The following is a 14,258-nucleotide window of genomic DNA, read 5'->3' as shown; positions in this document are numbered from 1 at the left end:
GCGCGGCACGGGCACCCCGGGGCGCGGTCAGGGACGCCCGGCGTCGCCTCCCGCGGGCTCGACGACGACGGAGCGCACCGTCGCGAGACGCCGGACCGCGCGCTCCAGGGCCCGCGTGCGGCGGGGCGTCGCGCGGAACGACACGACGATCCGCCCCGCCCGGCCGTCGCCGTCCACCGGCCCGGTGGCGAGCGAGTCGAAGCTCACGCCGCGCGTCGAGAACACCCCGGTGAGCGCGGTGAGCGTGCCCGGCTGGTCCAGACCGTGCACGGTCGCGACCCAGTCGCGCTCCGCACCGGCCGGGGTCGGCACGCGCTCCGCGACCGTCGTCCCGGTCGTGCCCGGGACGCCAGCCGTCCCGACCTGCGTGCCCGCCGCGCCCGACGAACCCTCCGCACCCGCCGCCGCGCTCGCCGTACCGCCCGCGGGCGACCCCGCGCTCGCCGACGCCGCGCTCGCCGACACCAGGCGATCGATCCCCCCGGCCGCCTGCACGAGCCGGCGCGCCTCGTCGTCGGGCAGCTCGTCGAGCAGCACGCGCGTCCAGCCGCCGGGGCCGAGCACGACCGGGACGCCGAGGACGCCGCGCGACGGCACGCCGTCGGCCGGGGCAAGGCGTCCGTCGAGCTCGCCGTCGAGCGCGACCTGCCCCGCGACGACGATCTCGCGGCCGTCGAGGATCACCTCCAGCAGGTCGACGGTCGCGCTCGCGGTGCCCGCGGGGGTCTTGGCGCCGGACTGGTGCGTCATCCAGGGCCGCGTGACGAGCCGCAGGTCGGCGGGCCAGGTGTCGATGAGCTCGAACGCGGCGCCCATGTCCTGGCTCGCGACGCGCGCGAGCTCGTCCTTCGCCGCGGCGATCTCGCCGGGCAGCGCGTCGAGCGTGCGGCCGCGGCGCAGCGCGGCGACGGCGCGCGCCCGCTCGTCGGCGTCGAGCCCGCTCACCCGGACGGTCGACCAGAGCGGCACGGCGTCCTCGCCGTGCTGGCCCCCGACGAACCCGCCGACGCGGTGCCGCCGCACGCCCAGCTCGACCGCGAGCTCGCGCCGGAACCGCAGCGTGTCGAGCCAGGCCCCCATGCCGAGCACGCGGTGCCGCCCGAGCCGTTCCGCCATGACCGCGACACCGAGCTCGACGGGGTTCGTCACGACGATCACGACCTCGTGGCCCGAGCCGTGCCGCGCGATCGCGTCCGCGTACTCGGCGAGCACCGCGCCGTTCGTCGCGGCGAGCACGCGCCGGTCGGGGTCGGCGCCCGTGCGGGCCGGGGGAGTGAGGCCGGCGGCGACGACGATGACGTCGGCAGTGACGTCGTCGGGCGAGTACGCGACGTCGAGGAGCGGCGCGTGCTCGTCGTACGCGTCGACGAGGTCGGCGCGCAGCCCGTGCACGGCGCGCCCCGACGCGCCGCCGGCCCGACCGACGAGCTGGAGCCGCGCCGTCGGCGGGAGCACCCGCCGCTCGACGATCTGCGTGCACACCTGTCGGCCGACGTCGCCCGTCGCCCCCACCACCGCTACGTCCACCCCGGCAGGCTACGACGCCCCGCGCCGTCGCGACCCTCAGCGGCCCTGGGATCGTCCGGCGGACCCGGGGACCACGACGTCAGGCGAACGCGATGTCGCCCGCGGCGGCGACCATCTCGTCGAGCACCGCGGAGACGACCGGCCGGGGCTCGTGCCGGGTCGCGCGGTGGCGCGCGACGAGGCGGCGCGAGCCGAGCCCGGGCAGGCCGACGACCGTGACGCCGTCGGGCACCTCGTCCGACGCGCCACCCTCCACGGCGAGCGCCGGGAGCATCGCGACGCCGAGCCCGGCCGCGACGAGCGAGAGCGCGACGTCGAAGTCGTAGTAGTTGTGCCGCGTGCGCAGGGTCCCGCCGAGCCCGCGCGACAGCCGCCGGAGCGCACGGGCCGCGGCGGTGCCGGGCTCGGGTCCCAGCCACACGGCGTCGCGCACGTCGTCGAGACGCGTGGGCGTCGGCATGCCGGCGGGGACGACGAGCCGCCACGGCTCGTCGAGCAGGACGATCTCGCGCGTGCCGCGCGGGGCGGGGGAGTCGGCCTCGTAGTCGCGCTCGAGGAGCACGACGTCGAGCTCGCCCGCGCGCAGCAGCCGCAGCGCCTCGGTGGGCTCGCGCTCCTGCACGTCGAGCTCGATCCCCGGTGCGGTCTCGGCGAGCCTCCCGGCGACGGGTGCGACGACGGCGCGGATCGCCGTCTGGAAGGAGCCGACGGCGACGCGCCCGCTCACCTCGTCGCCGAGCGCGGCCAGCGCCTTGCGGGCCTCGACGAGCTCGGTCTCGATGCGCTCGGCGGTCTCGGCGAGCACGCGACCGGCCGGGGTGAGGGTCACGCCGCGCGGTCCGCGGTCGAGCACGACGACCCCCTCCTCGGCCTCGAGCCGCTGGATCTGCTGGGAGACCGCGGACGGGGTGACGTGCAGGAGATCCGCTGCCGCGAGGATGCCTCCGCCCCGGTGCACGGCAAGGAGGAAACCAAGTCTGCGTGGGTCCGTCGCCATGTAGAGATGCTAAACGGCCGGTGCAGAATCCTTCGATTGTGCTGAACCTCGGAAGGCCTCACACTTGTCGTGGCGCCGGTCGGTTACCTCCTCCTCCTTACGGGTCGGCGCCCGAGCTTCGCACCACCCGCGCCACCAGCCATCGGCCCGGAGCGCACAGCCACCGCAGCGTCGCGGTACCCCCCTCCACCCCTTCTTCGTCACCGGAGTACCGCTGTGCCCGTCACCCTCGACGCGATCGTCATGTTCCTCGGCTGGATCGGTGCCGCCGCCGGCGTCGTCGCCTACGCGATGGTCAGCCGTGGCCGCTGGGCGCCGTCGTCCGCCCCGTTCCAGCTGACCAACCTCACCGCCGCAGGTCTCATGGGCATGGTCGCCGCCGCGAACGGCGTGTGGCCGTCCGTCGCCGCGAACCTCGTGTGGGTCCTCATCGGCGCCCAGGCGATCGTCGTCATCGTGCGGGCGCGTCGTGCGCGCCGTCGCACGCTCGCCGAGGCCGCCGGGATCACGGCGGCCGCCTCCGCACCGGCCGCCGTGCGCGCCGACGGTGACCCCGCTCCCCAGGAGGTCGGGCTCGCGGCCTGACCGCCCCCGGCCCCGCTCAGCGCGAGGCGCCCGGCGCGGGCTCCAGGACGACGTCCACGACGACCGCGCGGTGGTCGGACAGCCCCGTGTCGACGGCCGTGGCGGGCCCGAGGGCCCGGACGGTCGGGCCGCCGGGCAGGCCGTCGGCGAGCACGTGGTCGATCTGCCGCACGGGCCGGTCGACGGGGTGCGTGAGCACGTCGGCGAGCGACGTGAACCCGGTGATCTCCGCCGGCTCGGGCGCGCGCAGGTTGAGGTCGCCCAGCAGCACGAGCGGGCGGGGGAGCGGCGCGCAGGCCCCCGTGAAGGACCGGAGCTGGTCCGCGGTGAACTCGGGGCGCGACGTCGTGTGCGCCGTCACGACGGTGAGCGGCCCCCACGGCGTGCGGACGGCGGCGGCGAGCGCGGCGCGCGGCTCGTCGGGCACCACCCGGAACGGGAGCAGGCGGGCGACCCCCGTCGCGGCACCCGGCCGTCGCCGTCGGACGCGCGACCGCCACGGCATCCGGTCGAGCTCGAGGCGCGACCACCGCTCGACGGGGAACCTGCTGACGAGCCCGATCCCGTACGACGCGACGCCGGGGACGCGCCGCACGCCCGAACCCGGCCGGCCCGCGCGCACCCACGCACCGGAGACGCCGCGCAGCGTGGGGGACAGGTGCCGGTGCTCGGCGCGCAGCGCCTCCGCCGCGACGGCGACGAGGTCGGCGCGGTGCGAGCGGGGCGAGTCGCGCTCGACCTCCTGGAGCGCGAGCACGTCGGCGTCGAGGTAGGCGACGGCGCGCGCGAACCGCTCGACGTCGACCGTCCCGTCGAGCGCGGCGCCGTGCAGCGTGTTGAAGGTCGCGAGACGGAGGGCGCCCTCCGGTCGCGGGGGCAGCGGTCCGTGGGTCAGGTCACGGGAGTCGTGGGGCACCGGACGATCCTCGCGCGGGCCGCGGACCGTCGCGACCAGGGCGGGTTCCCCGCCCGGTACCGGGGACGCCGCAGGGGCGGCGCGCCCCGGGCCCGTCAGAGGGTGCGGCGCCAGGCGGCGATGCGCTCGACCGCCTCGGCGACCGTGCTCGGCGCCGCGGCGAACGACAGCCGGACCCAGTCCCCGCCGCGGACGCCGTCGAAGTCCGTGCCGGGGGTGAGCGCGACGCCCGCCTCGGCGAGCAGGCGCGCGCACCACGTCACGGAGTCCAGGCCGTCCCCGGACACGTCGGCGTAGACGTAGAACGCGCCGTCGGCGGGCGCGACCCGCGACCACCCGAGGTCGTCGAGCCGGGACAGCACGAGCTCGCGCGACGCCGCGTACCGCGCGACGTTCTCGGCCGCGGCGGCGTACCCCTCGGGGGAGAAGGCGGCGACGCCCGCGTGCTGCGCGAGCGCGGGCGGCGACAACGCGACGTTCCCGGCGAGCGCGTCGACCGGCCCGACGAGCTCGTCCGGCAGCACGAGCCACCCGAGGCGCCACCCGGTCATCGCCCAGTACTTCGAGAACGAGTTGACGACGACCGCGCCGTCGGGCACGTACCGCGCCGCCGTGGGCAGCGCCGCGGCCGGACCGTCCGCGCCGTCGCCGTAGACGATGCCGTGGTAGATCTCGTCGCTGACGAGCCGCACGTCGTGGTCGGTGCACCACGCCGCGACGGCGTCGAGCTCGGCGGGCAGGATCATCGTCCCCGTCGGGTTCGCGGGGCTCGCGACGACGAGCCCGTCGAGGCCGCCGTCGTAGTACGCCTCCATGAGCTGCGACACCGTCGGCTGGTAGCGCGTCTCCGGGCCGCAGTCGAGCTCGACGACCTCGCAGCCCAGCGCGCGCAGGATGTTCTTGTACGCGGGGTAGCCGGGGCGGGCGAGCGCGACGCGGTCGCCGACGTCGAACGCCGCGAGGAACGCGAGGAGGAACCCGCCGGACGACCCGGTGGTCACCGCGACCCGCGCCGGGTCGATCTCGACGCCGTACCAGCGGTCGTAGTGCTCGGCGATCGCGCGCCGCAGCGCGGGGACCCCGAGAGACTCGGTGTACCCGAGGTCGCCGTGCTCGAGCAGCTCGATCGCCCGGCGCCGCACGACGTCCGACGCCCCGGTCGACGGCTCGCCCGCGCAGAGGTTGAGCACGGACGCGCCGGCGTCGCGCAGCCGGTTCGCCTCGGCGAGGACCTCCATCACCGCGAACGGCGGCACGTGGGAGCGGCGTGAGACCTTCATCGACCCGGGCATGAGCCCATCATGCCCGGGTCATCCGTTCGGCGGACGCCGGTCCGGCTCCGCGCCGGGTGGTCGGTCGTCCGGGCGACGCGCCGCACCCCGCGCCCGCGGTCGGATGGTGCCATGACGACCGACGACGCCTGGCGCGACGGCCCCGACGACCGGGAGGACGACGACCACGGCGACCACGGCGACCGACGCGACGGCGCCGCGACCTTCCGCCCCGTGCGCGGGTGGGCCGTGCTGTGGCGGAGCGCGTTCGGGCTCCGGCACGGCGGCCACGAGTACGTCGTGGCCGTGGACTTCCTCGACTGGGACGAGCGCATCCGGCTGTACCGGGACGACCGGCTCGTCGACGAGCAGCGCTCGCGCGCCCGGTTCGACCTCGGGGGCGCGACGCTGGAGGCGAGGATGAGCACCTACGGGATGCGGTACGTGCGCGTCGTGGACGCGGTCGGCACCGTGCACGACGTCCCGCCGCTGCCCGGGACCGCCGAGGCGTGGCGCGACCGCATGGACCGCGAGCGCCCGACGGCGAGCCGCGCCGTGGGCGTGACGGCGTGGGTCGTGCTCGCGGTCGCGCTCCTCACGCAGGTGCCGCAGCTGCTCGAGCTGGCGTCGCAGTTCACCGGCTGGACGCCGCCGTTCGTGCCGGACCTCCCGGGCCCGGTGAACACGGTCCTCACGGTCGGCGGCGTGCTGGCCGCCCTCGACCGGGCCCTGCGCCGCCGGTACCACCCGCTCCTCGACGGCTGAGCTCTCTGCTCGTCCGGCCGGCCCGCGGCTGCCTACGCTGGGCGGAGACGACGAGGGAGGTGCTCGTGTTCCGACGACGTTCCCGCACCCCGGACGACGACCCCGTCCGGCGGGCCGCGCAGTACCGGGTCGAGCGGGAGGCCGCGCGCGAGGCCGCGGAGCGGGAGGTGCCCGACGACGACCCCGCCCGCCGCGAGCCGCCGGGCGGGGCGGGCACGCGCGGCGCGGCCGAGGCGCGCGACGACGACGCCCCGACCGGTGGACCACGTCGTGTACGACCCGAGGACCGCGCGATGTACGTCGACACGGTGATCGACCAGGCCGTCCGGCGCGGCGAGTTCGACGACCTCCCGCTCGCGGGCAAGCCCATCCCCGGGCTCACGGGCACGCACGACCCGGACTGGTGGCTCAAGGCGGTCATCGAGCGCGAGCAGCTCACCGGTCTCGGGCCGCCGGCGATGCTCCTCAAGGCCGAGGACCGTGAGCTCGACGACCGCCTCGACCGCGAGCTCGACGAGAAGTCCGTCCGGGAGATCCTCGCCGACTTCAACGCGCGCGTCGTCGACGCCCGTCGTCAGCTGCTCGGCGGGCCGCCGGTCGTGACCCCGACGCGCGACGTCGAGCACGAGGTCGCGCGCTGGCGCGCCCGCCGCGCCGCCCGCTGACCACCGGAACCGACTCGACCGGACCCGACCCCGCCCGACCGGTCCGCGACCCGCCGGGCGGGCGGTCGTCGTCGGGCCCGCCTAGGGTCAGCGGCATGGCGGACTGGCAGCCCGACGTCCTGGGCGACGACTACGAGCAGCTCACGCTGCCGCTCTCGCCCGACGAGGAGGGCGAGGTCGTCGCGACGCTCGTGCGGCGTCGGCGCCCGGGGCCCGACCCGTACCTCGACGTGCTGTACGTGCACGGCTGGTCCGACTACTTCTTCCAGACCGAGCTCGCCGACTTCTGGGAGGCGCACGGCGCGCGGTTCCACGCGCTCGACCTGCGCAAGTACGGCCGCAGCCTGCGGCCCGGCCAGACGCCCGGGTTCGTCGCCGACCTCGCGACGTACGACGAGGACATCGAGGCCGCGCTCGTCGCGATGGGCCACCGGGGCGACGGGCGGTCACCGCGCGAGGTCGTGCTCATGGGCCACTCGACCGGCGGCCTCACGCTGAGCCTGTGGCTCGCGCGCCACCCCGGGCGCGCGGCGGCGCTCGTCCTCAACAGCCCGTGGCTCGAGTTCCAGACGCGCGAGGTCGGCCGCCTCCTCCTCGAGCCCGTGATCGGCGCGCGCGCCCGGCTCACGCCCACGCGTCCGCTGCCCAACGTCGACCTCGGCTTCTACACGCGCTCCGTGAGCAAGGAGTTCGACGGCGAGTGGTCGTACGACCTCACCTGGCGTCCGCAGCACGGCTTCCGGACGACGCCCGCGTGGCTGTCCGCCGTCTTCCACGGCCAGCAGACGGTCGCGCGCGGCCTCGGGATCGGCGCCCCGGTGCTCGTCCTGCTCTCGGCCCGGAGCACGCTGCTGCCCCGCTGGTCGCCCGAGATGATGCGCACGGACACCGCGATCGACGTCGACGGCGTCGCGCAGCGCTCGGTCCAGCTCGGCGACCTCGTCACGGTCGCGCGCCTCGACGGCGCCCTGCACGACGTCGTCCTCTCCTCCCGGCCCGTGCGCGCGCTCGCGTACGGACGTATCGCGCAGTGGGTCGGCGCGTACCTGCCGCGGCCCGCGCCTGTCACGCCGCCCGTGCCCGACGCCGTCGCCCCCTCTCCCCGCGGCGCGCCGCGCGCGACGGGAGGCGTGGGCCGCGCGCTCGGCCGGCTCGGTGCCACGGTGCGTCACGCGGGACGGTCCGTCGCGCGGTCCGTGGGCACCGCCGTCGGGACGCTGCGCGGGCGGACCCGCCGCCGGTGACGCTCGACGACACCCGATGAACCTCGGGCGGCGCGCCCCGGTCCACCCGCAGGGGGAGGGCGCCGCGGCCGGGGTCGCACCGTCGGGGGATCTCCCGGGCGGCGGGGCACCGCTACCGTCGGCGACGTCGTGCGCCATGTCGCCAGCTGAAGGAGCGGTTCGAGTGTTTCGCGAGGTCCCCGTCCTCCCCGTGGTCGTCCCGCTGGGGGCGGTGGTCCTCGGGCTGCTGCTGTGGCGCCTGCACCGGTCCGGTCGTCTCACGCTGCCGCGGGCCGCCGTCGCGCTCGCGCTCGCCGTCTACGCGGCCGGGGTCGTGGCGAACACGGTGTTCCCGATCTTCCTCGACAAGCCGGTGAGCAGCGCCGCGTGGGACGCCCACCTGGTCCTCGTGCCCCTCGTGGACTACGAGGTCGCCGACGCGGTGATGAACGTCCTCGTGTTCGTGCCGCTGGGCATGCTCCTGCCGCTCCTCCTGGCGCGGCCGTCGTGGTGGCGCGTCGTGCTCACGGCAGCGGCCTTCAGCCTCGCGATCGAGGTCACCCAGTACGTCACCTCGCACCTGCTGGGCGGCGGTCACATCGCGGACGCCAGCGACCTGCTCTTCAACGTCGTGGGCGGCGCGCTCGGCCTCGGGCTGTTCACCGTGCTGTGCCGCGTCCCCGCGCTCGACGCGTTCTTCGACCGCTTCCGCTGGTCCACGGCGCCGCGGCCGCGCGGGTCGCGCGCCGACGGGACGGCCGCCCGTCGCGCGGGCTCAGCCGTCGAGCTCTGAGCGCACGAGGTCCACGATCCCGTCGGCCGCGGCCTCGACCTCGGCGAGGCAGTCCTCGAAGTCCTGCTGCCCCCCGTACCAGGGGTCGGCGATGTCGAGCACGTGCTCGGACCCGCCCGGCTCGACGCGCGGCGCCGCCGGGTCGAACGAGCGGTACAGGCGCACCGGCGCCGACGCGTCGAGCCGCCGCAGCGCCCGCGCGTGCTGGGCGGTCATCGCGAGCACGAGGTCGCGCGCGGCGAGGTCGCCCGCGCGCACCTGACGCGCCCGGTGCGTCCCGTCGACGACGTACCCGTGCTCGGCCAGGACGGCCCGGGCGCGGCGGTCGATCGGGTTCCCCCGCTCTTCGTCGCTGATCCCGGTCGAGTCCACCACGACCCGGTCGCCGAGCCCGGCCGCCTCGAAGCGGTCGCGCAGCACCACCTCGGCCATGGGGGAGCGGCAGATGTTGCCGGTGCAGACGGTCATGACGCGGTAGGGCCCGGGGCGGGTCTCGGCACTGGACATGGCCCCATTCTGCGCGAGGAGGGCGTTCCCCTCCCGTCCGGGCCGGTCGTCGGGCGGCCCGTGACCAGGGCGCCTACCGTGAGGAGATGATGATCGGGGCGGGGTCGGGACGGGTCGCCGTGACGGGCGCGAGCGGTCTCCTGGGGTCGAAGCTCGCGTTCCGGCTCGCCGCCGAGGGCGCGCCGCAACGCCTCGTGGTGCGCGACGCCGCCCGCGCGCCCAGCCTGGGCGACGACCCGCTGCCGGAGTCGGACGTCGCCGTCGTCGCCGGGTACACGGACACGCGCGGCATGGTCGAGGCGTTCACCGGCGTGGACACCGTCCTGCTCGTGTCCGCGCGCGAGGACGTCGACCGCGTCGCGCAGCACCGCGCGGCCGTGGACGCGGCCGTCGCGGCGGGCGTCCACCGCATCGTCTACGTGTCGTTCGTGGGCGCCGCCCCCGACGCCGTGTTCACGTTCGCGCGTGACCACTGGCGCACCGAGGAGTACATCCGCGCGACGGGCGTGCGGCACACGTTCCTGCGCGACAACCTCTACCACCGCGGGCTCGCGCTCATGGTGGGCGACGACGGCGTGATCCGCGGCCCCGCGGGCGACGGGCGCGTCGCGTCGGTCTCGCACGACGACATCGCCGACGTCGCGACCGTCGTGCTGCTCGACGCCGACGCGCACCGCCACGACGGCGTCACCTACGACGTCACGGGCCCCGAGGCGCTCACGCTCGCCGAGGTCGCGGCCGAGCTGTCGTCGGCCACGGGCCGCGAGATCACGTACCACCCCGAGACCGTCGACGAGGCGTACGCGTCGCGCGACCGGTACGGGGCGCCGCGGTTCGAGGTGGACGGCTGGGTGTCGTCGTACACGGCGATCGCCGCGGGCGAGCTCGCGCACGTGAGCGACACGGTCCCGCGGCTCGTCGAGCGACCCGCGCAGTCGTTCGCCGCGTGGCTCGACGACTACCCCGAGGAGTGGGCGCACCTGCGCCCCGCCTGACCCGCGTCGAGCGCGCGACGTCGGCCCGCGCGTCGCCCGGTCGCCCCTCGCAGGACCGGCCGGGCCACCCGGCGGGACGTTCCCCGGCGGTTCCACGCCGTGGGCGAAAACCCCTGGCGTGGCCGCGGGAGGCGGACGTACCGTCGTCGTACACGCGAAAGGAGGTGGTCCTGGAAGTGAAGATTCTTCGGACTCGTGAGGTGGTTGCGCGCTAGTCGTCGCGCAACCGATCCAGCAACGGACCGGATGCGGTGAGCCCGTGAACCGGGCGGGGTCTCCCGAGGGGAGCCCCCGGCGGCGAGCGAGTACCACGCAACCACCGGAGCCCGCGGGTGTCGTGCCCTCGTCCAGCACGACAGGAGGAACCCTCCAGCCCGCGGGCTTCTTGCTGCCCGCACCCCGACGCTGAGTAGGCGTCAGAAGGGCTTGCGCGCGACCACGAGGAAGCGCGGCGCCTCGTCGACGAACTCGTGGCCCGCGGCGAGGTGCAGGTGCAGGGCGCGCAGGGGCGCCTCGTAGCGCGCGACCGCCTCGGGCGAGAGCGACGCGAGCTCCGGCACCTGCCAGGCCATGAGCCGCAGGTACCAGAGCAGGGCGGACAGGTCCCGGAACCGGCGCAGGCCCTCGTGCTCGCGCGCGGCGTCGACCACGAACCCGGCCTCGCGGAGCACCTCGACCGCGGCGTCGAGCGTGACCGAGTCCGGGTCCCACGCCGGCTCGGCACCGAGCGCGGTGCTCAGGCGCACGCCGTCGCGCGAGTCGGCCTGCTGCGTGAGGAACACGCCGCCCGGCTCCAGCACGCGGAGCACCTCGTCCGGGTCGAACTCCTCGTGCCGGTCGAGGACGACCGCGAACTGGCCGTCGAAGAACGGCAGGAGCTGCTCGTCGTCGCCCTCCACGGGCCGCACCTCGACGCCGAGGGGCTGGAGCCGCCGTCGGGCCACCGGCAGGTTCGGGGCCCAGCCCTCGGTCGCCGCGGAGCCCGCGGGGAACGGGCCGAGCGTGGAGAGGAGCTCGCCGCCGCCCGTGCCGAGGTCGAGCACGGGCCCGCGCCCGCTCGCGACGAGCTCGCGCGCGAGCGCGACGTAGTCCCACGGCAGCGGGTCCTCGACGACGCGGCCCGCCACGGGGGAGAGGTCGAACCCGACGACCGGGACGGCGCGAGCCCACGCGACGTGCTCCTCGAACGAGGCGTCCCGGGCGGGCACCGGCGCCTCGCTCGCGCGGTCGGGGGTGGCGGGGGTGTCGGGTACCGCGTCAGGCATGGGTCGATTGTCACCCGCCCGCGCGCCGGAGCCGAACGCGAGCGGTGCGCGGGCGCGGGCGCGCCGCGACCCGACGGGGAGGACTCCCCATCGCCCGCACGACGGCGCGCACGGTAGCCTCCCCGGTGCCCGCCTCGCGCGTCCCGGACACCGGGTGCCGGCGGGCCGGACGACCGACGAGGGGACGAGGACGACGTGAGCGGTATGTGGGGCGCGGACGTCAACGAGCTGCGGAGGCTGGCGCAGTCGCTGCGGTCCGCCTCCGACCAGCTCGTGAGCACGACGTCCGAGGTCAGCGGCCTCGTGGAGGCGGCGGGCCGCTGGCAGGGCGGCGACGCCGACCAGTTCCGCAGCGAGTGGACCGGCACGTCCGTCGCGCTGCTGCGCGGCGTGAGCCAGACGCTCTCCGAGGCGTCGCAGGCCGTCCTGCGCCACGCGGACCAGCAGTTCGCGACGAGCACCGAGGGCGGGTCCATCCCGTCCCCGGGCGTCCCCGGGCCCGGCGTGCCGACCGGCCCCGGCGGCGGCCCTCCCGGCGCGGGCGACCCGCTCGACGGGTCGATCTGGGACGTCGGCGACACCGCGCTGTCCGCGTGGGGCGCCGGGAGCGGCGCGTGGATCGCGTACCGCACCTTCCTCGCCGCGCGCGGCTTCCTCGACGCGAGCCGGCTCGCGGCGCTGTCGCCCGCGGCCGCGAGCGCCCTGCAGCTCACGCGCGGGATGGCGGTCGGGGACGCGCTGAGCGTGCTCGGGCGGGCCACGACGTTCTCCCGGTTCATGGGCTTCGCGGGCGGCGCGGCCGGCGTGGTCGGCGGCATCAACCAGATCGTCAACACCCAGTACGACGGCGTGCGCGGCGGCGTCGACCGCGGCATGGGCGTCCTGTCCGTGATCGGCGGCGCGGGCACCATGGCGATCGCGGCGGGGCTCCTCACCAACCCGGTCGGCATCGCGGTCGTCGCGGGCGCGGCGGCGGTCGCGGGCGTCTGGGCGCTCGGCAACCTCGTCTACGACAACTGGGACTCGATCACGGGGTTCTTCTCGGACCCGGGCCCGTACCTCGCGGACGGCTGGAACGACGTCACGAGCTTCGTCGGGGACGCGGCCGATACCATCGGCGACGTCGCGTCCGACGTCGGTGACGCGATCGGCGACGGGCTCTCCGCCGCCGGCGACTTCATCGGAGGCCTCTTCTCGTGACCCAGCAGCCGACCATGCAGTGGTCCGCGGCCGACATCGCGGCCGCCGAGCAGACGCTCGCGCGCACGGCCTCGGGCGAGGTGACGCACGTCGTCACGCTCACCGACGAGGAGGTCGCGATCCTCGACGGCCTCCAGAACCCGCAGCTCGTCCCGCTGCCCTGGCTCGACGCGCAGGAGGGCGCGGACCGCACGCTCGTCGGGCGCGTCGCCCTGCGGTCGCTGCTCGCACGGGGTCTCGTGGTGCCGTCCGACGAGGAGCGCCCGCCCGGGCCGGGCGGCGAGCCGCAGGTCGGGATCGACGCGGTCCCCGAGGTGACGGGCCCGCTCGTGCTGCGGCGTACGGCGTCGGCCATCCTCTCCGCGGACCGCACGACGGCGCTCGGCAAGCACTGGGTGTACGTCTACCTGCACGACGAGGACCGGGTGCTCGAGGAGGAGGTCGGGCCGAGCGGCCACCACTCCTTCAGCGTCTACCCGCTCGCCGAGCTCGCGGGGCGCCTCGCGGTGTTCCTCGACCCCGCGGCGAAGGCCGTGCTCGACGGCCGCGCCCGCACCTTCACGACCGAGCAGTTCGCCGCGGAGGCCCGCACGTCGCCGGAGCTCTCCGGAGCGGTCGCCGTCACGGTGCTCGGGGCGGTGCGCGCAGGCTCGGACACCCTCGTCCGGGTGAGCGTCTACGCGACGCCGGACGGCGTGTACGTCGTGCGCGGCGGCGAGCACGACGCCGACGGCGCGCCCGTCACGCTCGAGCTGTCGGAGGTCGGGCCGGCGACGCTGCGCCGCCTCCCCGCCGAGCTGCTCGGCCGATGACGGCCGCGCCGACCGGCGACCGCGCGACGCGCAAGGTGCGCCACTGGGCCGACGCGTCGCGCCTCGGCCGCCTGCGGCACGTCGAGGCCGCGACGCCGAACGGCCCCGCGTGGGCCGTGGTCCTCGTTCTCGTGCTGCTCGCGCCGGTCGCCAGCCTGGCCGACGGCGAGGTCGTCGCCGCGGCCGTCCTGCTCGTGGCCGTCGCCGCCGTGCTCGGCGTCCTGCTGTGGTTCCTGGGCTCGGAGAAGCTGCTCGTGCTCGACGGCGGCATCGTCGTGGGCTCGTTCGCACCGTTCCTGCGCCCGACGGTCATCCCGTGGTCGGGGATCGACCCCCGCACGGTGTCCGCCGTCGTGGGCAACCAGCGCACGATCGGGCTCCTCCTGGCCGACCGCGGCGTGAGCGGCGCGTCGCGCACGGTGCTCTGGTCGCGCCGGCCGGTCACGTTCCTGGCGGTGTCGCCGGTCGTCGCGCGGCACGCGTGGGCGCAGGGCCAGCCCGTCGACCTCGCGACCGCCCCCGGCTTCGACCTGTGGGTCTTCTCGACGCGGCGGCCGTCCCGGCAGGCGCCCCTGGTGCACGCGCTCGCCGCCGCGATGCACGACGCGCGGGTCCCCGGCGCCGACGCGGTCCTGCCGCACGCGCTCCCGCCGCGGCGGCTGCGCTCGACCGCCGAGGACGCCGACCACCTGGGCATCCCCGAGCGGTTCCGCCGCGCGCAGCTCCGGCGCGTCTGA

Annotated in this window: 15 protein-coding genes; 9 read left to right on the top strand and 6 right to left on the bottom strand. The window is 76.4% G+C overall.

All coding sequences use genetic code 11. The features are described from left to right. Window positions 1-27 precede the first annotated feature (27 nt). A complete protein-coding gene (locus tag ACPCUX_RS07415; protein ID WP_423388458.1) occupies window positions 28-1,527 on the bottom strand; it encodes a lactate/malate family dehydrogenase in 1,500 nt (499 codons plus the stop codon). A gap of 79 nt (window positions 1,528-1,606) precedes the next feature. Further along, entirely contained in the window at window positions 1,607-2,524 is a 918-nt protein-coding gene (locus ACPCUX_RS07410; RefSeq protein ID WP_108050856.1) for a LysR family transcriptional regulator, read from the bottom strand. A 216-nt stretch (window positions 2,525-2,740) separates the two neighbouring features. Here ACPCUX_RS07410 and ACPCUX_RS07405 point away from each other — a divergent pair, with 216 nt between their 5' ends. Further along, on the top strand, window positions 2,741-3,109 hold the full coding sequence (locus tag ACPCUX_RS07405) for a CBU_0592 family membrane protein (protein ID WP_128957677.1): 369 nt from the start codon (window positions 2,741-2,743) through the stop codon (window positions 3,107-3,109). 16 nt (window positions 3,110-3,125) lie between these two features. Here ACPCUX_RS07405 and ACPCUX_RS07400 read toward each other — a convergent pair whose 3' ends face one another. Then, window positions 3,126-4,025, bottom strand: coding sequence for an endonuclease/exonuclease/phosphatase family protein (locus ACPCUX_RS07400; RefSeq protein ID WP_249356011.1), 900 nt, complete (start codon window positions 4,023-4,025; stop codon window positions 3,126-3,128). A 95-nt stretch (window positions 4,026-4,120) separates the two neighbouring features. Then, window positions 4,121-5,305 carry a pyridoxal phosphate-dependent aminotransferase gene (locus ACPCUX_RS07395; RefSeq protein ID WP_354805024.1) on the bottom strand — a complete coding sequence of 395 codons (1,185 nt, stop codon included), beginning with the start codon at window positions 5,303-5,305 and terminating at the stop codon, window positions 4,121-4,123. 123 nt (window positions 5,306-5,428) lie between these two features. Here ACPCUX_RS07395 and ACPCUX_RS07390 point away from each other — a divergent pair, with 123 nt between their 5' ends. The 4 genes from ACPCUX_RS07390 to ACPCUX_RS07375 all read left to right on the top strand — a co-directional run bounded on the left by ACPCUX_RS07390 (window position 5,429) and on the right by ACPCUX_RS07375 (window position 8,742). Further along, window positions 5,429-6,061, top strand: a complete 633-nt coding sequence (locus tag ACPCUX_RS07390) for a hypothetical protein (protein ID WP_423388457.1) — start codon at window positions 5,429-5,431, stop codon at window positions 6,059-6,061. A gap of 65 nt (window positions 6,062-6,126) precedes the next feature. Next, the gene (locus ACPCUX_RS07385) at window positions 6,127-6,726 is read left to right on the top strand and encodes a DnaJ family domain-containing protein (RefSeq protein WP_423388456.1); all 600 of its coding nucleotides are present in this window, start codon (window positions 6,127-6,129) and stop codon (window positions 6,724-6,726) included. 95 nt (window positions 6,727-6,821) lie between these two features. Then, window positions 6,822-7,970 carry an alpha/beta hydrolase gene (locus tag ACPCUX_RS07380; RefSeq protein WP_396049765.1) on the top strand — a complete coding sequence of 383 codons (1,149 nt, stop codon included), beginning with the start codon at window positions 6,822-6,824 and terminating at the stop codon, window positions 7,968-7,970. 163 nt (window positions 7,971-8,133) lie between these two features. Then, on the top strand, window positions 8,134-8,742 hold the full coding sequence (locus tag ACPCUX_RS07375; RefSeq protein ID WP_137281385.1) for a VanZ family protein: 609 nt from the start codon (window positions 8,134-8,136) through the stop codon (window positions 8,740-8,742). Here ACPCUX_RS07375 and ACPCUX_RS07370 read toward each other — a convergent pair. Further along, window positions 8,725-9,249, bottom strand: a complete 525-nt coding sequence (locus ACPCUX_RS07370; RefSeq protein ID WP_228485158.1) for a low molecular weight protein-tyrosine-phosphatase — start codon at window positions 9,247-9,249, stop codon at window positions 8,725-8,727. The genes ACPCUX_RS07375 and ACPCUX_RS07370 overlap by 18 nt on opposite strands. A gap of 86 nt (window positions 9,250-9,335) precedes the next feature. On the opposite strand from ACPCUX_RS07370, the gene ACPCUX_RS07365 reads away from it, so the two are divergent. Then, window positions 9,336-10,244 (top strand): SDR family oxidoreductase, encoded by a 909-nt coding sequence (locus ACPCUX_RS07365; RefSeq protein WP_198163138.1) that lies wholly within the window; start codon window positions 9,336-9,338, stop codon window positions 10,242-10,244. Window positions 10,245-10,660: 416 nt separating this feature from the next. Here the strand turns inward: ACPCUX_RS07365 and ACPCUX_RS07360 are convergent, their stop codons facing one another. Further along, window positions 10,661-11,509: a class I SAM-dependent methyltransferase gene (locus ACPCUX_RS07360; protein ID WP_114553409.1), complete on the bottom strand. Its 849-nt coding sequence runs from the start codon at window positions 11,507-11,509 to the stop codon at window positions 10,661-10,663. Window positions 11,510-11,704: 195 nt separating this feature from the next. On the opposite strand from ACPCUX_RS07360, the gene ACPCUX_RS07355 reads away from it, so the two are divergent. The 3 genes from ACPCUX_RS07355 to ACPCUX_RS07345 are packed head-to-tail and all read left to right on the top strand — an operon-like array spanning window position 11,705 to window position 14,258. Then, window positions 11,705-12,709, top strand: coding sequence for a hypothetical protein (locus tag ACPCUX_RS07355; RefSeq protein ID WP_137281383.1), 1,005 nt, complete (start codon window positions 11,705-11,707; stop codon window positions 12,707-12,709). Beyond that, window positions 12,706-13,521, top strand: a complete 816-nt coding sequence (locus tag ACPCUX_RS07350) for a hypothetical protein (protein ID WP_423388455.1) — start codon at window positions 12,706-12,708, stop codon at window positions 13,519-13,521. The genes ACPCUX_RS07355 and ACPCUX_RS07350 overlap by 4 nt, the downstream gene beginning before the upstream one ends. Further along, window positions 13,518-14,258, top strand: coding sequence for a hypothetical protein (locus ACPCUX_RS07345; protein WP_144722894.1), 741 nt, complete (start codon window positions 13,518-13,520; stop codon window positions 14,256-14,258). Before ACPCUX_RS07350 ends, ACPCUX_RS07345 begins: the two co-directional genes overlap by 4 nt.

This window comes from Cellulosimicrobium sp. AB352, from assembly GCF_049538415.1.
GTDB classification, from domain to species: Bacteria; Actinomycetota; Actinomycetes; order Actinomycetales; family Cellulomonadaceae; genus Cellulosimicrobium; species Cellulosimicrobium funkei.
The sequence above is the reverse complement of the archived record's forward strand: the minus strand, read 5'-3'. Positions and strand labels throughout refer to the sequence as shown.

Bases quoted from the DNA above. Each gene is read 5' to 3' on its own strand.
- ACPCUX_RS07345 (WP_144722894.1), top strand. From the start codon at position 13,518: ATGACGGCCGCGCCGACCGGCGACCGCGCGACGCGCAAGGTGCGCCAC.
- ACPCUX_RS07390 (WP_423388457.1), top strand. From the start codon at position 5,429: ATGACGACCGACGACGCCTGGCGCGACGGCCCCGACGACCGGGAGGAC.
- ACPCUX_RS07380 (WP_396049765.1), top strand. From the start codon at position 6,822: ATGGCGGACTGGCAGCCCGACGTCCTGGGCGACGACTACGAGCAGCTC.
- ACPCUX_RS07365 (WP_198163138.1), top strand. From the start codon at position 9,336: ATGATGATCGGGGCGGGGTCGGGACGGGTCGCCGTGACGGGCGCGAGC.
- ACPCUX_RS07360 (WP_114553409.1), bottom strand. From the start codon at position 11,509: ATGCCTGACGCGGTACCCGACACCCCCGCCACCCCCGACCGCGCGAGC.
- ACPCUX_RS07395 (WP_354805024.1), bottom strand. From the start codon at position 5,305: ATGAAGGTCTCACGCCGCTCCCACGTGCCGCCGTTCGCGGTGATGGAG.
- ACPCUX_RS07410 (WP_108050856.1), bottom strand. From the start codon at position 2,524: ATGGCGACGGACCCACGCAGACTTGGTTTCCTCCTTGCCGTGCACCGG.
- ACPCUX_RS07370 (WP_228485158.1), bottom strand. From the start codon at position 9,249: ATGTCCAGTGCCGAGACCCGCCCCGGGCCCTACCGCGTCATGACCGTC.